This window comes from Paenibacillus sp. ClWae2A, from assembly GCF_032452295.1.
GTDB lineage: Bacteria > Bacillota > Bacilli > Paenibacillales > Paenibacillaceae > Paenibacillus.
Genome location: NZ_JAULSQ010000006.1, coordinates 1 through 22,456, shown reverse-complemented (window position 1 = coordinate 22,456; position 22,456 = coordinate 1). Strand labels below are relative to the sequence as shown.

17 protein-coding genes and 1 pseudogene are annotated in these 22,456 nt (G+C 47.8%); 9 read left to right on the top strand and 9 right to left on the bottom strand.

Going from position 1 to position 22,456, the window contains the following annotated elements:
* Nucleotides 1-10: 10 nt before the first annotated feature.
* Nucleotides 11-1,078, bottom strand: coding sequence for a WXG100 family type VII secretion target (locus QVE09_RS18480; protein WP_315937941.1), 1,068 nt, complete (start codon nucleotides 1,076-1,078; stop codon nucleotides 11-13).
* Between the two features lie 306 nt (nucleotides 1,079-1,384).
* On the bottom strand, nucleotides 1,385-2,305 hold the full coding sequence (locus QVE09_RS18475) for an AEC family transporter (protein ID WP_315938154.1): 921 nt from the start codon (nucleotides 2,303-2,305) through the stop codon (nucleotides 1,385-1,387).
* 121 nt (nucleotides 2,306-2,426) lie between these two features.
* Between QVE09_RS18475 and QVE09_RS18470 the strand changes: the two genes are divergently transcribed.
* The 3 genes from QVE09_RS18470 (at nucleotide 2,427) to QVE09_RS18460 (ending at nucleotide 5,311) form a co-directional block, all read left to right on the top strand.
* Nucleotides 2,427-2,942, top strand: coding sequence for a mismatch-specific DNA-glycosylase (locus QVE09_RS18470; protein WP_315937940.1), 516 nt, complete (start codon nucleotides 2,427-2,429; stop codon nucleotides 2,940-2,942).
* Nucleotides 2,943-3,144: 202 nt separating this feature from the next.
* Complete coding sequence (locus QVE09_RS18465) at nucleotides 3,145-3,720, top strand: RNA polymerase sigma factor (protein WP_315937939.1); 576 nt, start codon at nucleotides 3,145-3,147, stop codon at nucleotides 3,718-3,720.
* Nucleotides 3,698-5,311 (top strand): hypothetical protein, encoded by a 1,614-nt coding sequence (locus tag QVE09_RS18460; protein ID WP_315937938.1) that lies wholly within the window; start codon nucleotides 3,698-3,700, stop codon nucleotides 5,309-5,311. Before QVE09_RS18465 ends, QVE09_RS18460 begins: the two co-directional genes overlap by 23 nt.
* A gap of 223 nt (nucleotides 5,312-5,534) precedes the next feature.
* Here the strand turns inward: QVE09_RS18460 and QVE09_RS18455 are convergent, their stop codons facing one another.
* A complete protein-coding gene (locus QVE09_RS18455) occupies nucleotides 5,535-6,596 on the bottom strand; it encodes a LacI family DNA-binding transcriptional regulator (protein ID WP_315937937.1) in 1,062 nt (353 codons plus the stop codon).
* Nucleotides 6,597-6,710: 114 nt separating this feature from the next.
* On the opposite strand from QVE09_RS18455, the gene QVE09_RS18450 reads away from it, so the two are divergent.
* Nucleotides 6,711-8,030 (top strand): glycoside hydrolase family 125 protein, encoded by a 1,320-nt coding sequence (locus tag QVE09_RS18450; RefSeq protein WP_315937936.1) that lies wholly within the window; start codon nucleotides 6,711-6,713, stop codon nucleotides 8,028-8,030.
* 348 nt (nucleotides 8,031-8,378) lie between these two features.
* Here QVE09_RS18450 and QVE09_RS18445 read toward each other — a convergent pair whose 3' ends face one another.
* Together QVE09_RS18445 and QVE09_RS18440 are read right to left on the bottom strand one after the other, a co-directional pair.
* Nucleotides 8,379-9,434, bottom strand: coding sequence for a Gfo/Idh/MocA family protein (locus tag QVE09_RS18445; protein ID WP_315937935.1), 1,056 nt, complete (start codon nucleotides 9,432-9,434; stop codon nucleotides 8,379-8,381).
* Between the two features lie 78 nt (nucleotides 9,435-9,512).
* Complete coding sequence (locus tag QVE09_RS18440; protein ID WP_076214488.1) at nucleotides 9,513-10,400, bottom strand: sugar phosphate isomerase/epimerase family protein; 888 nt, start codon at nucleotides 10,398-10,400, stop codon at nucleotides 9,513-9,515.
* 216 nt (nucleotides 10,401-10,616) lie between these two features.
* On the opposite strand from QVE09_RS18440, the gene QVE09_RS18435 reads away from it, so the two are divergent.
* On the top strand, nucleotides 10,617-11,426 hold the full coding sequence (locus QVE09_RS18435; RefSeq protein WP_315937934.1) for an AraC family transcriptional regulator: 810 nt from the start codon (nucleotides 10,617-10,619) through the stop codon (nucleotides 11,424-11,426).
* 249 nt (nucleotides 11,427-11,675) lie between these two features.
* On the opposite strand, the gene QVE09_RS18430 is transcribed toward QVE09_RS18435, so the two are convergent.
* Nucleotides 11,676-12,359, bottom strand: a complete 684-nt coding sequence (locus QVE09_RS18430) for a serine/threonine protein kinase (RefSeq protein WP_315937933.1) — start codon at nucleotides 12,357-12,359, stop codon at nucleotides 11,676-11,678.
* A 513-nt stretch (nucleotides 12,360-12,872) separates the two neighbouring features.
* Between QVE09_RS18430 and QVE09_RS18425 the strand changes: the two genes are divergently transcribed.
* The gene (locus QVE09_RS18425) at nucleotides 12,873-13,790 is read left to right on the top strand and encodes a PD-(D/E)XK nuclease family protein (protein ID WP_315937932.1); all 918 of its coding nucleotides are present in this window, start codon (nucleotides 12,873-12,875) and stop codon (nucleotides 13,788-13,790) included.
* A gap of 167 nt (nucleotides 13,791-13,957) precedes the next feature.
* On the opposite strand, the gene ald is transcribed toward QVE09_RS18425, so the two are convergent.
* Complete coding sequence (gene ald / locus QVE09_RS18420; RefSeq protein ID WP_315937931.1) at nucleotides 13,958-15,091, bottom strand: alanine dehydrogenase; 1,134 nt, start codon at nucleotides 15,089-15,091, stop codon at nucleotides 13,958-13,960.
* Nucleotides 15,092-15,280: 189 nt separating this feature from the next.
* On the opposite strand from ald, the gene QVE09_RS18415 reads away from it, so the two are divergent.
* Nucleotides 15,281-16,951, top strand: a complete 1,671-nt coding sequence (locus tag QVE09_RS18415; RefSeq protein WP_315937930.1) for a PucR family transcriptional regulator — start codon at nucleotides 15,281-15,283, stop codon at nucleotides 16,949-16,951.
* Between the two features lie 58 nt (nucleotides 16,952-17,009).
* On the opposite strand, the gene QVE09_RS18410 is transcribed toward QVE09_RS18415, so the two are convergent.
* Nucleotides 17,010-17,300: a hypothetical protein gene (locus QVE09_RS18410; RefSeq protein WP_315937929.1), complete on the bottom strand. Its 291-nt coding sequence runs from the start codon at nucleotides 17,298-17,300 to the stop codon at nucleotides 17,010-17,012.
* A 318-nt stretch (nucleotides 17,301-17,618) separates the two neighbouring features.
* Here QVE09_RS18410 and QVE09_RS18405 point away from each other — a divergent pair, with 318 nt between their 5' ends.
* Nucleotides 17,619-19,688 (top strand): ATP-binding protein, encoded by a 2,070-nt coding sequence (locus QVE09_RS18405; RefSeq protein WP_315937928.1) that lies wholly within the window; start codon nucleotides 17,619-17,621, stop codon nucleotides 19,686-19,688.
* A gap of 46 nt (nucleotides 19,689-19,734) precedes the next feature.
* Here the strand turns inward: QVE09_RS18405 and QVE09_RS18400 are convergent, their stop codons facing one another.
* A complete protein-coding gene (locus QVE09_RS18400) occupies nucleotides 19,735-21,549 on the bottom strand; it encodes a sigma 54-interacting transcriptional regulator (protein ID WP_315937927.1) in 1,815 nt (604 codons plus the stop codon).
* A gap of 343 nt (nucleotides 21,550-21,892) precedes the next feature.
* On the opposite strand from QVE09_RS18400, the pseudogene QVE09_RS18395 reads away from it, so the two are divergent.
* Nucleotides 21,893-22,456: pseudogene (locus tag QVE09_RS18395) on the top strand (YVTN family beta-propeller repeat-containing protein); the annotation flags it as partial.

Below are 22,456 nucleotides of genomic sequence, written 5' to 3'. Positions count from 1 at the left end.
CTCCTAAGTATTATTTGAAGAGTTTACTAACCCATCTAATCCCTTTTTCAGCCGCTGAGGCTATATGTTTTCCGGCATAACTACCTATAGCTCCGCCTACATAAGCTCCAACTGCTGTTCCTGCAGGCCCGGCGAACGATAATAGGGTCCCGCCAACAATAGCCCCGGCCCCTGCAGAGGCAGACTTGATCACGATATTCGATGTGGACACGGCGAGATCCGTTTTGGTTAATGTTCCTTCCTTATACTTGGAGACCGTTTTAACCCCTTCATCCCAAACATTAAGTCCTACGTTGATAGGGAACAGTTTTTTGCTTATCATTGTAGGGATTTTGGAAATTTTCATACCGTATTGACCTTTATTCACACCGGCAATAACATTGCGGGTCCATTGACTGAAGCTGTTGGCTTTGTTGAAACCAAGCCCGATATCACCTACTTTTAATTTACCTGCAAGTCGATCAAAGCCCTTTAATCCTTTCATGACCAGACCCGGGTTGCGGAATTGTTTATCCAGTTTACGTGCCATGTTACTCAGAAAGGAGTTCCCCTTTCCCTTCACCCACGGAGCATTATGGACTTTGGCACGGCTAGAGTTCCGGGGATCTACTTTGAAATGAACCGTTTTGGAGAGTACCATGGACGTAGCCAAAGCAGAATACAATCCTGTTCCAATCAGGCCTACATTTCCATGAATCCCATTAACTATATTCCAAGACTTACTTCCTTGATCATATATATCCGATATTGTCGTTTTTACATCTTTCCCAGAAGTGGATTGGCTTGTACTGGTCTGTACACCATGCCCCTGAGATTGATCCGCTTGTGAGAAACGAGTTGCGATCGTATGTAGTTCCGTGCCAATCGCAGAGACTGAGCTAGAGAATCTTTCCATTTGCCGATGTGCCACCTGAAAGTTCTGAAAGAAACGCTCCTGTGTGATTCCTGACCACTGGCTTTGTAATGTACTTATATGTCTGCTTAAATTGTTAATCATGCTACGACTATGTTCCGAAGCTTGAGCAAATTGGTTGGAGATTGCCTGAAGCTGCTCAGGCGGTACAATAATCCTGGTCACGACATTCACCTCGTGGAAGATAAAATTAAGAATTTCTACAGATTATGTACATATCAAAAATGAAACGCTGTGAAATATTTACCCACTAATTTTAAAGGTCGAAACGTTTATTCGCAACGGCTAATAAGCAATTGACGCGCAAAACAGTCCTTTGGTTGGGTTAAATAAGTGCTCTTCGTAAGACTTTGTTCCTGCAAGTGGGACGAACAGTATAAACAAAGAAGCCCACAACCCCCTATAGGGAGCGTGGACTTGTAAATTTTAGTTTGGTCTTAACGGAGGGATGTACTTATGGACATTCCCCATCTAGAACGTTTTGGCATAAGAGATCAGTGCCGTGATCGTAATGATATTAAGCAACGTTGAGATCAGTACCGTCTGGGCTGCAAAATCGGGTTCGTTATCGTATTCTTCCGCCAGGATGGATGCGTTGACACCGGTCGGCATACCCGAGGCAATAATGAGTGCCTGTGCAGCGATACCTTCCAATCCTAACATGAGCACAATAGAAATCCCGATAGCGGGGCCAATCAGGAGACGCAAAAATGTGCTAATATACACATCAAGACGGTACAGTCGAATTGGATATTTTACAATCTGTGCTCCCAGCGTCAGTAGCGCTACAGCGACCATACTTTGTTGCGCATAGGTCAGCGGCATGGACAGGAACGTAGGCAAGGGAACTTTCCACATATGGAACAGAATCCCCAGCAAGAGCGCATACGGAACGGGCATTTTCAGAAATCCAATAATCACCGCACGGTAATTACCTTTGAGCTTCGCGCCCTGAATGGACAACACGCCATAGGTGAATGTCAGTAATGCCTGTAAAGACATGACCAGCGCCTGAATGGAAGAGGCGAGTGGATCGCCGCGAAATACCAGTGCATTGATAGGCAGTCCATAGTTGCCTGCGTTATCCAGCATAATGCTGTTGTTGAAGGCAGCCTTCATGCCTTTATTCATCCGAAGAGAACGGGAGACGACTGAACCTATAATATAGAGAATCAATACATAGATTGCGTAAAATAATGTCACGGTCCCAAGCAGTTCGCCCGACATATCGGAGTGATACATGCTCATAAAGACGGCTGCGGGGGTAATACAATAGAAATTGATTTTGGCGAGTGTGTACAAGTCCAGCTTGAACACCTTTTGCATCCAGGACCCGACGGCGATCAGGAGAAAGACGGGCAAGACGACTTCAAGCATGATGTCTGCAATCATTAGTTCAGCTTCCTTTTTCATGAAAATTTCAATCCAATTTCGAAAATGCTTTGCTTATTATATCATTTTATACACACACGAAAGATGTAATTAGTTAAAAAAGATAAGGGGGCTTTCCATCATGATTCCAGATCATCTGGATGTTGGTTTATCGATATTGTTTATTGGTTTCAATCCTAGCATCACGTCTGGAGAGACGGGTCATCATTATGCTTACAAAGGAAACCGGTTCTGGCGCATTCTTGAACGGTCGGGGTTAACCCCGCGTTTATATGATGCACAAGAGGATGGAGAGTTGCTAAAGCTGGGGTACGGATTCACGAATATCGTGGCCCGGCCCACTAAAGGTATGGAAGATATTACGAAGGAAGAATATGCAGAAGGACGCCAGATTTTGCGGCAAAAGCTAGAGGAATACCGACCGGACATCGCCTGTTTTGTCGGAAAAGGAGTGTACACCCAGTACAGCAAACGTGCCAAAGTGCAATGGGGATTCCAGGACGACCCGGTCGTCAAGGAGATTCAGGAGTTCGTCGCTCCGTCGTCCAGTGGACTCGTGCGCATGTCGATGGATGAGATTGTGGCGATCTATTCACAGCTTGCTGATTTTGTTGTGGAGAAGAACAGGGAAGATTAAGAGGCAAGTAAGACAGGACAGATAAGAGGCAGCAGGAAGAGAGTACGATGGAATGTGTGATTCGGGTTGTCATAGAGTTCACCCAGTCGGCTTCGCCGATAAGGGCGAATTCTTTTTTTTGGATAAAGTGAGAGGTTTCGGGAACGGCTTCCGTCTATATAGTACAGAACCATGCATGGAAGCTGTAGAGAAGGGGGATTACATGACTCAACAGATACCGGAGGAGGAGCTTATTCAGCGCATTGTTGCAGGGGATAAGCAGTTGTTCTCCGTGCTTGTGGATCGATATAAAAATAAAGTCTACGGCATCATGCGCGGAATGGGCGCGAGTCATCCGGATGCACAGGATCTCGCTCAGGATACGTTTATTCGCATCTATCGTTATCTCCCGTCGCGGCGGGAGGGAAGCAGTTTCTCGTCATGGGTGTACACCATTGCGGTGAATCGGATGCGGGATTTTATACGGGAAAAGAAACCCGTCATGTCTCCAGTCGATCAGGGGATCGAACCTGTCAGTAATGAAACACCTGAAAAGCGTGTGCTGCATAAAGAGATGCAACGTGAAATATATCGACAGCTCGAACAGTTACCTGAATCGTATCGCCTGGTGTTATTACTGAAGTACACAAACGAGTTGAGCTATGAAGAGATTGCGGATATTACAGGCATGAGTGCAACCAAAGTGCGCAACGCCCTTTATCGCGGGAAAAAAACGCTGAGGAAGCAAATGGAACGCAAAGGAGGTCTAGCTACGTATGAAGCCTATTTCAAAGGATGAAGATCGGTTGTGGGAAGAGCACCTGTACCGTGAGGAACCGGATGCAGATTTTACGCTTAAGGTCATGCAGAAGCTGGATGGCGTGTCCATGGAAAATGGAGAAGATGAGCATCCATTCGTGAAAAAATCCAAGAGAGCGTCTTGGATGCGCCGGACGGGAATCGCCGCAGCTGCAGTTGTGATTCTTGCCGGAGGGGCCTGGTTTGCTTTCGAACGAACAGCAGAGCCATCACAACCCGCGGTAAATGCTGTGGATCGTCTGCCATTGCCTAACATACCTGTGCCTGAAGCATTGAAATATTCCTATTTTGCGGATGATTATAAACGTCTTAAACCTCTTGGACTTGTGGTTAATCCGGATATCAATATCAATGACCAGGGCTACACGCTTAAAATTGAAGACGTGCTTGTAGACCGATCTCATATGGTAATGACCATGCAACAAACAACACCTGATGGATTAGGGGTATCACGGTTTCTGCCTGAGTTGGGGAGAATTCATGTTACGGATGAAGAGGGGCGACAGGTTGCCACTCTTGCAAGAGATGCAAGAACAAAGGGCCCTCTAACTGAACGATTGTTATTCCAGTTTCATGATGAAATTCCGGATCAAGTGGTCGTGCGGGGTGAACTGCGTAATTTAAATGTGGGCAGATATTATGATAACGAGAAAAAATCCTACGAAGATAGAGAAGTTACGGTGGATTGGAGCTTCAAATTCAAGATCGATATGACCAAAGCCAAATCATTGGCTGTTGAAAATTCTATGGATAACACATATACGACGCCAGAAGGACTGAAGCTTGATATGACACAGCTTGTACGCACGCCAAACGGAACCCGGCTTGACCTGAATGTGAGTCTGGATGATGAACTTCGTGCCAAAGTTGATGAGAATTGGGCGAGCTATATGAGTATCATCTACCATCTTGAGATTCCTGAAACAAATGAATATCGAATTTTCAATGGAATAAGACCAGATGCCCGTCAAGCCAAGTTCCAGCTCCAAGATCAGAGTGACTTAAGGAACGGTGGGCCGTTGAAGTTGTCAGAGACATGGGACCCTGCGTTGGTAACGGTAGATGCGAAGAACATTCGCTTTGTTCTGGATGGTTACACCCTGCCGGTGAAAGAAGAGAAATCAGTGGAAGTTGATCTGAATAAGAGACGTAAGGACACGAATTTTTATACTTTTGCACAATTTGAACAGCTTGGAGATAAAATATTATTCTATGATTTTGATTACGAGCCACTGATGGAATCGTATGATCCTCCGAAGATTGATGTAAAGGAAGGGTATTCACTAGTTCTGAAGGGGAGTGGGACGTTCCGAAATGCTTTCATGGGTGATCGCTGGGTTGCAGTAGATTCGGATGGAAAAGAGTATCCTGTTGAAGTGAACGGTTATCCGGATCAACCTAATAATAACGGTGAATACGTTGAAGATGATCTGCAATTAAAAATTCGGGGGTTTAACGAAGAAAAGGGTACAAAATTCACTTTGAAAAGAACCGTAGTCAATAGAGAGTATCGCGATCTGAATTGGGAAGTGGATCTTCCGTCGTACAATAGCTTGCCTTGGCTGAAATAACCACTAGTACAATTCAAGACATGAAGTAAATGAAAGCTTCGAATGGATGTATAAGGATGGATCGACAGATTTAAGTGTGAATGTACAGGAATATAAGGTATAAGCCTAATATACGAAAGAGGCCCTGCATAATATGCGGGGCCTCTTTTGTATGTACCAGATTTACGGCGAAGGCAAGTACCTAACGAATTCATTTTCAGAAAAGAGCGGTTACCTTTCTGAATTATGCCGATTCCCTTGGAATCAACGTAGTCGATAACATAACGGTTTCTTTCGGTGTCCCCGGGCGTTCGATCCGGCGTTGTAAAGCTTCAACGGCACGCTGTCCGAGTTCCTCTTTGCACAGGTTAACCGTGGTCAGTGGCGGGGAGGACGTAACGGCAGAATGTACATTGTCAATACCGATGACAAGGCAATCTTTAGGCGTGGAGATGCCCATCTCCTGTAATTTGTGCATCCATTGCAAGGCAATATCATCATTAACGCCAATCCAGGCATCGGGACGTTTGTCATCTGGCATGTTTTGAATTGTGGTAGCCAGCTGGTTAACCCATTCCCCGTTCTCATACGGAATATTCCATTCTCTGAAGCTGGTCGTATGACTGGTGTCCACATGGAAATGGTTCAGGGCCAACTCAATCCCGATCTTCCGCTGGGCGAAGCTCGCAGCACGACCATCATCTGTGATGAGGCCGATCCGTTGGCAATTCATAGACAATAGATATCTAGCCACGGTGATGCCAGCTTCCAGATTATCGTGGCTGATCGTATCACAATTCAATAGTGGCTCCTGATGATCCACTAGAATAATAGGCCGACCCGTCTGAGAGAGTCGTTGCAGAACCGTATGAGGAAAAGCACCCATGACAATAATTCCGGCACATCGTTCCCAGTCCAAATGAGGAGCAATAGCTTTTTCGGGAGAGGTGTTCTCGTCCGTCACTCCGAGTGAGGGAGATACAATGGCATGATGCCAACCACGCTCATTACAGGCGGAGATCATGCCTGACAGAACACGTTGCCAGTAGTGGGGTTCACCGCGGTTGAGCTGATTCATGCATATGAGAGCAAACGGTGGATCGGACGGATCTGCATGGTTTGCAGCAGCAGGACTGTTGGTAGCACCCGGAGTACTTTGGCGATACCCCAGTGCCCGAGCGAGTTCCAGAACTCGTGCGCGTGTTGCTTCACTGACACCCGTCTTGCCACTTAGTGCGCGGGAGACGGCATATTTGGATAATCCAAGCTGGTCAGCCAGCGTCTGAATGGATACTTTGCGTGACATATCATTACTCCTTCATTTGACGATCATCTTCTGACACAGTACACTTACAAATAATAATGTTATTATAATTTATCATAACAAAAATAACAATATAATTATAAGGAGACAACATCCATGGAACAGTTCAGATTACCAAAAATCCCTATGCCACATCTGGAATTACCGCAAGCTGTGCAGGATATTCTGACTGAGGCGGACGAGCGTTTGCAACATCGACCGAGGTTGCTGGCTCAGTTTCGCAATTGTTTTCCCAATACGCTGGAAACGACCACAAAGCTTCTCGATGATGGAACAACCTTTGTGATTACAGGGGATATTCCCGCGATGTGGTTAAGGGATTCGGTAGAGCAGGTCATGCATTATGTTCCGCTTGCGAAGGATGACGAGAAGTTGCAACGTATTATAGGAGGCCTGATCAAACGCCATACGTTCTACGCTGATATGGATATCTATGCCAATGCGTTCAATGAAACGGCGAATGGATGGCATTGGGATGCCAATGATGAGACGGAGATGTCACCGTGGGTGTGGGAACGGAAGTTTGAGCTGGATTCTCTTTGTTTCTCCATGAAGCTGGCTTATACATATTGGCGGGAGACGGAACTTACGGATATATTCGATGAGCGCTTCAAGAAAGTGATGGAGAATATTGTAGACCTATGGGAGACAGAACAGCATCACGCAGAGCAATCACCTTACCGGTTCATGCGTCGTAATTGTCCAGCCCATGATACGCTACGAAATGAAGGATTGGGTATGCCAGTGAATTATACTGGGATGATCTGGTCCGGATTTCGTCCGAGTGATGATGCATGTGATTTTCATTATAATATTCCGGCGAACATGTTTGCTGCGGTAACCTTGCGTCAGATGGGGGAGATCGCGAAGTGGGTGTTCAGGGATGAACAACTGGTAAGCCGGATGGCTCGTTTGGAAGAAGAAATACGACACGGTATTTCCCTGTACGGTACTTACCGTCATCCAGAGTATGGGCAGATCTATGCCTATGAGACGGACGGTTACGGCAACTTTTGTCTGATGGATGATGCTGGCACACCAGGACTGATGTCCATTCCATATATGGAGTATGCTTCGATTGAAGACAGGGTGTATCAGAACACACGTCGATTTATTCTGAGTAAGGAAAATCCGTTCTATTATGAAGGGAAGGTAGCCAAAGGGATAGGTAGCCCCCACACCCCTCCGGGATACATCTGGCACATGGCGTTATCCATGCAGGGCTTAACCGCAGACAATGACGAGGAAATACTGGCGATGATTGAATTGCTGGAAAGTACGGATGCGGGTACCGGATATATGCATGAAGGCTTCCACGCCGATGATCCCAACACGTTCACCAGACCATGGTTTGCCTGGTCTAATAATCTGTTCTCGCAGTTGGTGTACAAGGCAATGAAAAAAGGAATTTTATAAAATGATGTAAGTTCAAAAAAAATTGCTCACTGCTCGTGAAGCAGCCGTTCCGGTTACGAATCGTTCTTTTGATCGCTGTTATCCCCGGATTTCCTGATCGACTTTTGTAAAGTTGATATCCGGGGATAAGCGTATGCTTCCGATGCAGCTTTCTTTCAGAAAGCTTTTAGGCGAACGCTTTGCTTCTTCAGAATCGATTTCGTTCCCTGCACTACTTTTACTATCGAGCGCGACTGTTTTTGAACGACATCATTTTTAGAATAGGAGAGTAGGTAAAAAAATCAGGAAAGCCCAAACTGCTGAACTTTGCAGTTTGGGCTTTGTTAATTGAAAAACACAGGCGCTTCGCTATGTGTTTTTTAGCAGATCGGCGATGAAGACTTTCTGGCCTGTGCGTGCGCTTTCCAAGGACGCGAGGACCATGGCCATGCTGAACTGGTTATCACTGCAATCGGTCTCAGGCAGTCGGCCGGATTCCAGTGCAGCGAACATGTCTTCTAGGCAGCCATGGTGTCCTGTTTTCTCCATGATTGGCAGTTCCGCTTCAATCCGCTCACTTGGCTGGAAAAAGGATGGTTTGCCGTCGGCATCCAGGGTTTGCGCAGCAACCACCTCAGCATAGATGTCATCATGACCATCCCAGATGGCGGTTCCTTTTTCACCGATTACGCGCCAGCTTGCTTCCCATGATGTGGGTACACCTTCTGCGCACCAGGATCCGCGATAGTTGAATACGGAACCGTCGGACATTTCAAATATACATAACGCCATCGCATTGCCCTGATACCAGGACCCTGGAGGATTGAACTCGTGGCAGTACACTGATACCGGGTTGGCTCCGAGAATATATCGTGCCTGATCAAACGTATGTATAGCCATATCAAACAGTAGCGGACTATCCATCAGATCCCGGAATCCGCCGAAGTGTGGCCCGAGGAAGAAGTCGGCTCCTGCGTAACCTACCTGCCCTATAGCTCCGCCGGAAATAAGATGCTGGTAGGCGCGGATACGCGGATCGAACCGGCGATTCTGCATCACGGCTTGAATGTGTCCTGTACTGCGAGAGGTTTGCACGATGTCTGTGCAGTCGGAGAAGGACTCTGCGAGGGGTTTCTCACCAAATACATGACATCCTTCCTTCAAGGCTGTCATGGCAATGCCGTAATGACTCGCCGGAATCGTGACATCAAACACGATATTCGCGCCAGTCGCTTGAATAGCCTCACGGATATCGGTGAACGTAGGGCAGGTGAGGCCATGTCTTGTAGCAAAAGCACTGGCTGTCTGTTCATACAGATCGACCAGCCCGACGATTTCTGTATCCGGCCTTTGTAAGGCATAGTCCGCCCACGTGTTTGCCATGGCACCGCAGCCAGCGATAATTACCCGATAAGGATGACTCATGTTCTCATCTCCTTCGCATGGATTGTGTTATACAGCTGAAATGGTTTCTTCCCAGGAGTCTTCAAATAATGAGGTTTCCTATACCGGATTTGGCACAAAATCGCCGCCGCGGCATTGTTTCAAATATCGCAATGCATGCACCTGTCCGGTCATTTCGAGTTCGTCTTTGTAGACGGGATCATGCCAGCCTTCAATATCAATCGTGCCCTGATAACCGTTCTGACGCAGAATGGTGATAATGTCTGCCCAGTTGTTATCCCCGAAGCCGGGTGTGCGGTGCCAGACAAATTCACGAGGGCCATGCACGCCGTATTCCTTGACAATATCCCAAGCAATCGTGGCATCTTTGCCATGGACGTGGAAGACTTTGTGAGCCCATTTGCGTAGCTGTGGAATAGGATCAATCAGGCTGGACATTTGATGGCAAGGCTCCCACTCCAGCCCAACATTTTCATCTGGAACAGCATCAAACATCATCTCCCAGGCCGTTGGGTTATGGGCAATATTCCAGTCCCCTGTCTGCCAGGTTCCACCCATATCACAGTTTTCAAAAGCAATGCGTACACCCCGGTCTGCTGCCCGGCGTGCCAGTTCACCAAATACTTCCTTGAACCGGGGGATGGACTCGTTAATGGGTTGATCCGTCAGACGTCCGGTGAACCCGGAGACGATATCTGCACCGAAGAGCTGTGCGTGATCGATCACTCGCTCCCAGCTTGCCAGTGTATCGGCGTTGTCTCCGGCTCCAGTTAGCGGATTACCAAATACACTCACCGCGGAGATGACGATACCTTGTTCGTCCACGATTTCACGGACACGTTTGGCTGTCTCTGCCAGGTCCAGGTCACCAGTTGTTTGCCAGAAGGTCAGGTTAAATGATTCGAAGCCGTGTTGCATGATCTGCGGGATAACGCGGACGGCGTCCTGCCCGCCTACAAGGGTACCGATGCGTAATGATTTATTCATGGTTGTATTTCACTCCAATATTGGCTTATAGTACTTCGTGACACACTCATTATAGCCGTGGATTAACGGGATGGCTCTAAACAATCTTGTGTAATAATAGTCGGATCTTGTGAAGAGGGGGAAGAAGTCGTGCTAGATCTGAAAGCGCTTCACGAAAATACCCGAATTGACCATAAATCACATCCATTTCAGCTGTTCCAAAATAGGTGTTCAGATATGAAAGCTGAAGAATGCATTTTGTATTTGCATTGGCATGAACATTTTGAGCTGATTGTTATGCGCAAGGGAAGTGCGCTGTTTCATATTGATAGCAAACCTTATGTAGTTCGAGCAGGTGAAGTCATCATCATTCCTGGAGGCACATTGCATGTTGGATATGCTCTGGATGAGGGGGATGTGCATTATGATTCCGTTGTAGTTAACCGTGCACTGTTCCATGATTTCACCCATGATCCTGTGCATGAGCAATATGTCGCGCCGTACTTGGAAGGAAGAGTGAGATTCCCGGTCAAACCGGCAGAGGAAAACACAGCCTGCACAGGCTATTATTCTTTGCTAAATGAAGCTGTGGAGGAAATGGCGTCACAGCCCCCGGCTTATCAGCTCGTGGTGAAATCCAAGCTGCATGCCTTGTTCACCCTGCTTGCGCGAACCTTTATGCCGCAGCAGCTACCGGATAAATCGGTCGGATCGTATTTTCCCAACCGCGAACGTTTCAAAAAGTTGATTGCACAGATTGAAGCGGACCCCACAGGTAAGATGTCTGTTACGGAAGCGGCAAGTCATGTGGGATTGAATGCGTATCACTTCTGCAAAATGTTTAAAAAGCTGACCGGACGTACCTTTGTGGAATACGTGAACGGGTGCAGGATGAGTGAGGCAGAGCAACTGCTGCAAGGCAGTAGCCTGACCATTACGGAGATCGCCGCCAGAGTAGGCTGCGACAATGCCAACTATTTTACGAAGTTATACAAACAGTACAAGGGTATGACCCCTTCGCAGGGGCGGGGGAGAAAAGAAGGTTGAGCACAGCCAGTTTAGCAGTAGTCTCGAATAAAGTGTCATAACGATGGTTGTGACCATATGTAACTCACAGTCGCAATTGTGAGCAGAAGCAGAAGCAGAAGCAGAGCACACAGCAGTGATTACCGTAACAATAATCATACGCATACGCACATATACAAAGAATAACCCGGATAAAGGCCTCTTCAAGGCTGTTATCCGGGTGGTTTTGATTCAATAATATCAAGACAATCATCTATGTGTACAACGTGCTTATTTCATAAATCTGGAGAACAAACGGTTGGCTTTCTTGGCGAGGTCGTCCATTTTGACGTTGGCATGATCGAACTGATTGTATCCCCATTTGATCGTTTGCAGCATGCGCGGAGATATGGGCGTTCCTTTGATCCGTGGATAGATGTTGTGATAAGCCCAGACGAGATGCTCCCAGCGATTGTCATTGCCGACCTGAATATACTCGGATACGTCAATCACTTTCCCGCGTCCATCCTGAAGAATTACATTTTTCAGATGAATGTCGCGAGGGTTCAGCCCGCGGCTGCGAACGGCTTCTCGCGCTGCGTCCACATCGAGCATCACCTGCTCGGGGACGGGGATTCCCTTTTCCAAACATTCTAGCAGTGTATCCCCGGGTTCAAAACTGATCACGAGAACGTTCCGGCCGCTGCCGTAATAGGTAGGGAAGTATGGCAGACCTTTGAGCTGCTCGTATACCTGTTTTTCATTTTCGAGTTTGTCCAAGGCATGATCCGAGTACATCTTGAAGGCATACTGCGGCAAGCCGTCATACGTAAATACAGCCGCGTCTGTACCTGTGCCAATGCAATTCAATCCTTCTACATCGCCGATGATGTTCACGAGCTCATTCCGGTCGCTTCCGATGACTTGGATCTGTTGTAATGCTTCTTCCGCCTGGAACCAATCCGGTCGATTCATGGGTGGTGCCCCCTTTTAGGATATGCCTGTACAATTTTTTTCATATAATCATTTTCTAGCGAACCGAGTAAGTCTTATTTCACGAAAATTTCCAGATTTGAAAATGTAACGAATCAGAGACAAGCTATTGGCTCATTTGCTCACAGTAAACACGTTCTCCAACCGAAATAAGACTAATTAGCTTGTCTGGGGTTCGTTAGATTCCGTAAAACCTCGTGACCACGGGATAAGGTGTGTGAGATTCGTTAGCGCCGGGCCTGCACTGGCCCCGGGCTAAATCCCAACTAGCCTCCCGGTCCCGAATTCGCTGCCCTCTGTAGAGTATATTATGCGTTCTGCTCCGCAATTTCATCTTTTGGTGATGATACTATATAAACGATACGGATCGAATCGGAAACGGTTGCGTCAGAAGAAAATAACGGAAGCGCGCTTGCGGCAAGGTTGCCCGGGCTTTATACTGTGAGCATTAAGGGATCTCATGCAGATCCGGCATACAGAAAGGCAGAAGTTCTTATGGCACAATACCCGCAATGGTCTTATTCGCAGTCGCGGGCGAGTATGTTCGATGAGTGCCTGCGCAAATATTATTATCATTATTACGGTGCCCATAACGGCTGGAAGACAGACTCTGCTGATGAGATGCAGGTTCGTCTGTACCGTCTGAAGCAGCTCAGCAATCTGTATCTTGTCTTCGGGGACCTCGCGCATCGGATGTGTGAGTCGGCGATACGCAGCAGGGAAGAGGGCAAAGATAAACCGCGTGAACACTTTCTGGAACAGACGATACGCAAGCTGCTGAATCAGGCGTATGTGGAGTCGATGGATGCGGATCAGTGGCGGCTGAACCCCAAGAATCGCACAATGCTGTCCGAGATCTATTATGGGGATGACACGTTGAATGACCGGATCGCCACGATTAAGGAACGGGCTTCGGCCTGTGTCGGTAACCTGTACCAGACGCTTACGTGGGAGGACTTATCCCGGGCAAGTACGGACATTCTGGAGATCGAGAAATGGGATACCATGATGCTGCACGATACGCGCGTGTATGTGAAGATGGACTTATTGTATCGGCGCAGTAACGGCAATATTGTCATTGTGGACTGGAAGACGGGCAAGGAAGATGACTTCTCCGATCAGCTAATGTTGTACGCATCCTATGTGAGAGAGCACTACCGGGTTCCCTTGGAGCAGATTGAGCTGCGAGTGGAGTATCTGTTAACCGGAAAACACCGAGAGTTTACAGCCACAGAAGAGGATATCCGGAAGGTGGAGGAGAACGTGGGTCGTTACATTGAGGAGATGCGATCCTGTGTGGAGGATGAGTACTATAACCGTCCAAAGGACGTCACCTACTTCACAGCGATGCCTTCGCACCGGTCCTGCCGGGATTGCAACTTCCGCGAAGTGTGCAGTGAGCGAGCAGTCTGAAGCGCCAAAACTGGAGGAAACTAAAGGCCTTATACCAACTAACGAGCTATCTTATATGTGAAAAAAAACAAGAAGCGCAAGCCGGGAACATCATCTGCCCGACTTGCGCTTCTATTGCGTTCCACAGGCCTGGCGACAAGGGGCCGGGTGGAACGATCATATCAAGATTACTGGACAGCGGCGGTATTCTCCAGCGCCTGACCCGCAGGAACATAGGCATGCCCGAGATCCCGGGCAACCGCCTCATACGTGATATGTCCATTCAGCGCATTGACCGCGCTGCGAATGGACGAACTGCCGCGAATCGCGGCGGCTGCACCGTGGTTCGCCAGCTGCAGCGCATAAGGCATGGTGGCGTTGGTCAGCGCCACCGTAGACGTACGCGGCACGGCGCCCGGCATGTTCGCCACCGCGTAGTGCACGACGCCATGTTTCACATAGGTCGGTTCATCGTGGGTTGTGATATGATCAATGGTCTCAACGATCCCGCCCTGATCAATCGCGACATCCACAATGACCGAACCCGGTGCCATCGTCTTAACCACTTGCTCGCTGACAAGCGTTGGCGCCTTGGCGCCCGGAATCAGCACCGCACAGATCAACAGATCTGCCGCCGCAACAGCTGTTGCAATGTTGGAAGGGCTGGATACCAGCGTGTGGATCTGATTGCCGAAGATATCATCCAACTGGCGTAGACGATTCAGATTCAGGTCAAGGATGGTCACATCGGCGCCAAGACCAATGGCAATTTTGGCTGCATTTGTTCCCACCGTTCCACCACCAATAATGACCACTTTCCCCCGACTGACGCCTGGTACACCGGACAACAGAATGCCCTTGCCACCTTCCGTTTTCTCCAGTAGCTGTGCTCCGATCTGGGAGGCCATGCGGCCTGCAACTTCACTCATAGGGGTTAGCAGGGGTAGAGTACTGTTGACTTCCAACGTCTCATACGCAATGGCCGTTACCCGACTTTTAATAAGCGCTTTGGCAAGCTCCGGTTCCGCTGCGAGGTGCAGGTAGGTGAACAGAATCAGTCCCGGACGAAAATATCCATATTCACTGGCAAGCGGTTCTTTCACTTTGATGATCAGATCGACCTCGTTCCACACTGACTTGGCATCCATTCGAATCTCTGCGCCCGCAGCTTTATATTCATGATCCGTGAAGCCGCTGCCGATTCCCGCGCCTTGTTCAATCAGTACCTGGTGACCGGCTCTGATGAAATCAGCAGCCCCGGCCGGAGTCATTGCTACACGATTCTCATTATTCTTGATTTCTTTGGGAATTCCGATTCTCATCACCATGCACCTCGTCCATTTATTGGTTGTTAGCTTATACTACAAGTTTATGACTTGAGTATTCGTTTTGCACCATACTTGATGTCTAATTTTTAGAAATAGTACTCAACATATTGTCGAAAAAGACTGTTCAGGACATTTGTCCATGAATTATAATGTAAGAAAAAATAACACGAAGAGGGATTGCCATTGCAAAATGACCGCGTGTTTACGATTAAAGATATCCTTGCACGTCCGGTATTTGGCCGAGCACGACTAGCGGCAGGGAAGGATGGAGTGAACCGTCAGGTTGGCTGGGTTCATGTGCTTGAGATTACGAATGTATCTCCATTTGTAAGCCCCCATGATCTTATTTTATCCACTGGACTGTGGCTTCAATCGGAAGAAGGGCGCGAAGAGTATCTGCTTCAGCTGATTGGCAGTGAGGCAGCGGGGTTATGTGTAGAGTTTGGTACCAGCATATACGGAATCCCGGAAGAACTGATTGAACTGGCGGACAGACACCAGTTTCCGCTGATCGTATTTGAGCAACCGGTCCGTTTTGTCGAGATTACGCAGGATATTCACTCTCTGCTCATTAATCATCAGCACCAGCTGCTGAAAAGTCTGGAGGCTTACTCCCGTCAGCTTCAGCAACGAACATTGCAGAGTACGGATATGTCTGCTGTGCTGAACCTGCTGCATGAGTACGCTGCAAAACCGGTGGTGTACATTTCGTCCATGGAGCCGGGCAGTTTTGTGCCCGAACTTGTTCCGGAGATGGAACAGGCCATCTATACCTGGTATGAGCAGGAGGTAGAACATCTGGATTTGAATGATTCAGATACCGAATTATGGTTTCACATGGACGAAGAGAAGGCTCTGCTCTGTCATCCGGTCGTCTGTTTTGGCCAAGTATTTTCGGCTGTAGGCATGATTGTGCATCCCGCAGCTCCAGTGGAATATCTCAAGCTGTTGCTCGATTATACGGCGAAGGCGGCGGCAGCGCTCACGCTTCGTTCCCAGTTTCTTGAAGAGAAGATGGTCCGTAATCAGAATGAATTGATCCAGGATCTGATGAATGGCAACATCCATCAGGAGGAACAGGCTCAGACCCGAATGGGGCTTCGTTTGCTGGTGAAGGGGCAGTACTGGTTTGCGGGAGGGGTCATCGAGATTGAACATCGATTGAAGGGTACAGGCCGGGAGCGAATGGAAGCCAATCATCAGGATGTTCTTGTCCTGCTTCGTTCTCTGCTCAAGAAGAACAATCTGCCCAGCCTGATTATGCTGAAGAACAACCAGGTATATCTGTGCTGTGCGAAGGAAGCGGTAACGGCTGCTGCACGTCATCAACTGCTGCGATTGCTGGAAGGGATTGCCCTGGACGTGAAACGGTTTGCCAGTCGTAACTTGAAGCAGGTTATGATTCACGTGGGATTTGGCAAGGTGCGCAGCCGTTTGACCAGCCTGCCGGAGAGCCTTCAGGAGGCCTATCAGGTGATCGAAGTTTCGAGGTCAGTAGATCGGATGGAACATGTTCACTTTTACGAACGTATGGGTATATATCAAATGTTAAAGGCATTGCCCCAATCCTTCCTTCAACCCTTTGTTCAGGATCACCTGGGTATGTTGATTGAACATGACCAGACGCATCACCTGCGATTGGTGGAGACGTTGGATGCCTACCTTCAAAATTTTGGTTCCAAGCGGGATGCAGCCGCCCAGTTATTTATTCATCGGCAAACGTTGTACAACAGACTGGAGAAGCTGGAAGAACTGATGGGGCCAGATTACATGGACCAAGGGAGAAGAATTTGTCTGGAGATGGCGCTGCTCGCGCACGCGATGATTGAGAATGGACAGTGGCAATCCTCTTGATGGGAGGAAAAGATGGAAGACAGACTGTGCATCGATCTGACACGACCTTGAGCACAGTCTAGCAGTTTTTACTAATCCGCCGGGTATGTTGTAATGAAGCATGCAGGCGTTGTGCGGTGGAAGTGGAGCGTCGGCCCCGATACAGCTTCGTTTGACCGGAGGATGGTGCCAGTGATAATGAAGATGGAGCAGCCAGCCGATACGGGGGTGATGACCGGTCAGGACGTCCTTCCGGTTCTGCTTCATTGGCCGCCATTGAAATGCCACTTTGGTGCAGCCATTCATTAAGTCGTTTGGGATTGATTCCAAGTTGTCCGCTCAGATTACAGATATCGAGGTTTATTCTCACACAAATCCGCCTTTCCTGGAATATCGGGCTGGTAGTAGGGTTTGAAAGGGAAGCATGAATTCGAGATCAGTAAATGCTCATGTGCAAGTTGGCTGTGCTTGATCGGCGGAATGATCCATTATGTTAAGAAGTAGCGCGGAGGCGTCTATGTATATCGTGTAAAAACGTTTCCATGTCCGCTGTTTTGAAAATTTCCTATAAATTGGCTTTTAACAAGATTCTATCACTTCACATGCAGCTGCGCGTCTCAATATAGTCTCAATTTTGGTGAGAAAATAAATACATTAAAAGTACCAGTATCTAGTACGGAGGACACATATGGGAAACAGTAGTGAGGCTCAATACGACGAGTATGTTGAGGATGGCAAACGTTTTGTTGGTCGAATCAAGGAACTGACCACACTGGAGCGGTGGTTTAATCATCCGGAAGCCCCATTGACCATATTTTCAATTACCGGTATGGGAGGCATCGGTAAATCTTCATTGCTTTCAGAGATGTTATCATTCTCTCGGAGTCGAGGTGCGACAGCAATCTGGATGGACGGCAGATCATGTGGAGCGACACCTTCCGTTTTTATGGATTATTTGTCCTCTACATTAGGATTGGAGACACTGGATAGTGAAGGATACCCCCGGCCATTAAGTCTGCTTAAAGACACATCAATCGAGAGGCGAATGGTCCTGGCAGTGGATAATTATGAAGAGCTGGCTCTGTTAGAGAGTTGGTTTATGGAAGTGTTTGTATCCAAACTTCCGTTAAGAGGAATTCTTGTCATTCTTGCATCACGCCCGGAATTGGCATCTACCTGGCGGACACATCCCCGATTGCATCAGAGGTTTATTCAGATGCGGCTTCAACATTTCACAGTGGATGAGATTACGGAATATATCACGGTGGCAGGTTTTTTGAATCAGGGCATGGCAGGCACCATTTCGAGAATGACCGATGGGCATCCACTGGGTCTGGCCTTAGCGGTAGAAGCTGCGGATCAGAGGAGGAATCTTCCGCAATCCGAATGGGCTGAACTGTCTCATATGATCAGTGCTCGATTGTTATTGGAACTGACTACACCTCGTCTGCATCCCATGGTGGAGGTACTAACATTGCTTGAGACAGCCAATCAGGAATTGTTATCATCCGTACTGGATATGACCGTGACTCAAGAAGAGTACCACATGCTGAGACAGATGTCGTTTATCCGTTCCGGCCCGGATGGTCTTGCCCTGCATGATATGGCCAGAGTACATCTACTCCGGGACTTTCGCCAACGTGAGCCTCATCGATTGCAGACCATGCGCATCAAGATTGTGAAGTTGCTAAAACCGCTGCATGAACAGGCGGGTCCACATGAGCGTCGCCAGATCGCCCGGAAGATGCTGTTGCTCTGTCAGGAATCCATGCTTCAATACCGCAAGTACGCGGATGTGTCCCGTGATTCCTTGTTCTCACCTCTGGAAACGATGAGAAGCGACGATCTGCCTGCTCTGCACAACCTGTTACAACAATGGTGCGAGTACAGTGTAGAACCATGGCAGGTTGTACCCTATGGCCCCTTCCTGGATGAACTGGCACATCGTTATCCCGAAGGAATCGTATTAATGCGTGACAAGCATGGGGAGACAATCGCCATGTTCATTACAGTCCTTGTGCATAAGGCTAGTAGTGAGCTGCTGTTAAAATATTTTCCGAATGAGATGTATGAATGCTTCACATCAGAGGAGCTGGGGAATGACCCGGATCAGAGTGATACGCACTTTGCTTTGCTGGCTGCGGCAAGAGATGATGTGCCTGGTTATACACGAGAAGAACTGGTAGGATACATGGTACTGGACCGGCTATCTCTGCTGGGGGACGGTGCGCGAGCCATGCTTGTTGCAACGAATCCTCACCTGAAACTATTTTTGCAAAGTATTGGATTCCGGATGCGAACAACCCGCACGCGTGTCTGCGACAGATTTGAGGATCAGGCCGACGTACTTGATTTGGATTTGCGTAATGGACAATTCGGAAAGTGGGTCATGTCTTTACTTGATCCGAAATCAGCAGAGACTCGTATACAGCCGGAAACAACGGAAGTGGATGATGTAGTCTGGACGGAACAGGATGTTCGTAAGATGTTAGGATACCTTCGTTCTCCGGGAGAATTGCGGGAATATGTTGGCAGGGTTAGAGGAGTAAAGGATGGAATCCAGTTACAGTTGTATGTCATGGATTTGTTGGAGGGCAGAGTGCATGGCCTATCTCCACAGGATCAGATGCTGTTATACGCGGCCTACTGGACGCATGCTGGCAATCCAACTGCCGCAGCCCAGACGTGTTCCATGAGCCGGGCGACATTCTATCGCCATCTCAAAACGGCGCTGACTCGCTTGGCACGGATTTTGTAAGGTTCTATTCGTTGATATACCGTTCATAACGACAAGAAGAGGCTGGTCATAGACCAAGCCTCTTCATGCGATTATAGAGTGTTGCCCTGGAGATGCCAAGTTGCTTGGCGAGTGTTCGTTTGTTGCCACCTGCTGCTTTCAGATATTGAATTAGAAGTTGAGCCTCATAGGTGTCCAATTTTAGCTGGTAGGTAACACCGGAGACAAGTTCGGAATCATCTGAGAAATCTAATTCGTCTACATGTGCAACCGTTCGAGGTTCTTGTTCTGCTCCCGCTGAATCTGGACGTTGCTGATTTTCACTGTTGGCATGTGAATGAAATCCGGATGTCAGTTGAACTTCGGACTGTTCTTGCATGGTGAGGGAAGTGAGGGTATCAGGCAGATATTCCTGCTTCACCTCACCATCTGTCGTCAGAATGGTCAGGCGTTCGATCACGTTTCGTAATTCACGTACATTGCCTGGCCAATCATATTGGAACAGCAACTTGAACACTTCAGGTGGAACCAACTCAATATGACGGTTATAGAGCAACGAGAATTCTTGAAGGAACGTCTGGGTTAATTCATATATATCTTCCTTCCGCATGCGCAGAGGAGGGATGACAAGGTTAATGACATTTAGCCGATAGTAGAGGTCTTCCCGGAATTGATTGCGGGCAATCATATGCTGTAGATTCTGGTTGGTCGCAGCGATAATCCGGCAGTCAGCCTGTTTCATACGCGTTCCCCCCACAGGAAAGTAACTCTTCTCCTGCAACACCCGAAGCAGCTTCACTTGCAATTCCAATGGCATCTCACCGATCTCATCCAGAAAAAGAGTCCCCCCTTTGGCAAGCTCAATCTTGCCCTTTTTGCCTTTGGGATCCGCTCCGGAGAAAGCCCCTTTCTCGTAGCCGAATAATTCACTTTCAAACAATGAAGCAGGGATTGCCCCACAGTTAATAGCGATGAACGGTGCAGTCTGCAATTCACGAAGATCATGAATGGCTTTGGCGAATAACTCCTTGCCTGTGCCGCTCTCTCCGAGAATAAGTACGGTTGCTGAGGTGGTACTGATCTTGCGAATGGTCTCCATGCACTGCTTGATGACCAAGCTGCTGCCCTTGATTCTGGCGAATGGATCTAATTCGGGCCGTAGTCGAGCAACGGCTTTCTCCAGATGCTGGACTTTGGAAGTCATATGTAATAGTTCCTGATGTAATCGGATTTCGGTTGTTATATCCACTTCGGCAGCAACTGCACCCACAATATGTCCATCCAGTTGGACAGGACGAGCATTAATCAGGGCGAACAGGTCGGGCCGTGGCTGATGCTGTTTGCGATAGACCGACTCGCCGGTGTACAAGGTCTTGAGAGACTGTAGCCGATCAGGAGGAAAAAAGTCCGCTGCGGGTTGTCCGATGATGTCTTTTTTGCTGATCGAAAAAATATGCTCCGCGCCAGTTGTCCAGTAGGCCACCTTCGCGTCTTCATTAATTAATGTCAGAGCTGAACTCGCTGTCTCCAGTGTGGTCTCAAAATAAGCTTCTATTAGGCGATGTGCATGCATCATGGCATGCAAAACATCGGATACGGCGATATATCCCAATAGGGGACCATCATCCTGAATGAATAGATAAGAAGATGTGTCGAATAAGGAGAAGGCATCTACCAACGACGTTGATGACGGAATGGTAAATGTGGAGAGGTCTGTATCCAGAATATCCATATCCGTACGCAATAAAGACATTAAATCTGGAAGTAAATGTTTCATCGATATCACCTCAATTAGAGCATAACGTTCGGAAACGACTTCTTTTACACGAGTTACTTGCAAATGATCTGCATATGAAATGACTGGAGAATGTTGGCTACCCATATTATAACTTTCCAGTTGTAGTGTGTATATATTTTTTGACATGAAGCATACATGTTATCGGCATAGAAGAGATCAATGTTGAATTTTCATTTCTTTTAATCCCTTTTAATATCATTTAAAGGGATTAATGCTAATTCGTATGGTCCATTCAGTGATTTAGGTGAGGATTGAGTTATTAAAATTGACATTTGAAATACCTGATTAAACTGTTATTTCTCAATCTGCTACACGGGCAGTTGAAGTGATTATTCATATAGAACATGAATTGTCCACACTATTAAGAAAATTCTGAATAATGCTATATGAAGGCATTCCGCATGAAGAAGAAAAGGAGAGTGATGAAATGGCCATTCTATCAACTGGGCCCATTGAGAATAATATTTCAGGGATAACGGGGATCAGACCGACTCAATCCGTTACGGTCAAAATCGATAACCGGAATGCGACAGATATGTTCACAGTGCTTCTTATGGGCTATTACCTTAATGGGGTCAGGACGTTATATGTAGAAGAACTGCTCAATGTGTTGCCTAATCAGGTCATTACCAAAGATTATTATGGCAATTTTGATGCTTTTGAGTTTGTATTTTCAACCACAGATACGGCTGCTCCAGAAGCGCAAATATCTGTATGGGGCAAAGACGCCGAAGGTGTATTAGTCGCGGCTCACCGATTGGTATCCCAGGAGTTGTTGGGAGAAACGCCGAGCACAACGGGTGTGACAGGAGCCACAGGAGCAACGGGCGTCACGGGAGTTACGGGTGTGACAGGAACCACAGGAGTTACCGGAGCAACAGGCGTCACGGGAGTTACGGGTGTGACAGGAACCACAGGAGTTACCGGAGCAACAGGCGTCACGGGAGTTACAGGTGTGACAGGGACGACAGGAGTTACCGGAGCAACAGGC

What these genes read in the sequence shown, in the direction of transcription:
- QVE09_RS18475 (WP_315938154.1), bottom strand. Translation starts at nt 2,305, where the DNA reads ATGATTGCAGACATCATGCTTGAAGTCGTCTTGCCCGTCTTTCTCCTG.
- QVE09_RS18470 (WP_315937940.1), top strand. Translation starts at nt 2,427, where the DNA reads ATGATTCCAGATCATCTGGATGTTGGTTTATCGATATTGTTTATTGGT.
- QVE09_RS18465 (WP_315937939.1), top strand. Translation starts at nt 3,145, where the DNA reads ATGACTCAACAGATACCGGAGGAGGAGCTTATTCAGCGCATTGTTGCA.
- QVE09_RS18460 (WP_315937938.1), top strand. Translation starts at nt 3,698, where the DNA reads ATGAAGCCTATTTCAAAGGATGAAGATCGGTTGTGGGAAGAGCACCTG.
- QVE09_RS18455 (WP_315937937.1), bottom strand. Translation starts at nt 6,596, where the DNA reads ATGTCACGCAAAGTATCCATTCAGACGCTGGCTGACCAGCTTGGATTA.
- QVE09_RS18450 (WP_315937936.1), top strand. Translation starts at nt 6,711, where the DNA reads ATGGAACAGTTCAGATTACCAAAAATCCCTATGCCACATCTGGAATTA.
- QVE09_RS18445 (WP_315937935.1), bottom strand. Translation starts at nt 9,434, where the DNA reads ATGAGTCATCCTTATCGGGTAATTATCGCTGGCTGCGGTGCCATGGCA.
- QVE09_RS18440 (WP_076214488.1), bottom strand. Translation starts at nt 10,400, where the DNA reads ATGAATAAATCATTACGCATCGGTACCCTTGTAGGCGGGCAGGACGCC.
- QVE09_RS18435 (WP_315937934.1), top strand. Translation starts at nt 10,617, where the DNA reads ATGAAAGCTGAAGAATGCATTTTGTATTTGCATTGGCATGAACATTTT.
- QVE09_RS18430 (WP_315937933.1), bottom strand. Translation starts at nt 12,359, where the DNA reads ATGAATCGACCGGATTGGTTCCAGGCGGAAGAAGCATTACAACAGATC.
- QVE09_RS18425 (WP_315937932.1), top strand. Translation starts at nt 12,873, where the DNA reads ATGGCACAATACCCGCAATGGTCTTATTCGCAGTCGCGGGCGAGTATG.
- ald (WP_315937931.1), bottom strand. Translation starts at nt 15,091, where the DNA reads ATGAGAATCGGAATTCCCAAAGAAATCAAGAATAATGAGAATCGTGTA.
- QVE09_RS18405 (WP_315937928.1), top strand. Translation starts at nt 17,619, where the DNA reads ATGGGAAACAGTAGTGAGGCTCAATACGACGAGTATGTTGAGGATGGC.
- QVE09_RS18400 (WP_315937927.1), bottom strand. Translation starts at nt 21,549, where the DNA reads ATGGGTAGCCAACATTCTCCAGTCATTTCATATGCAGATCATTTGCAA.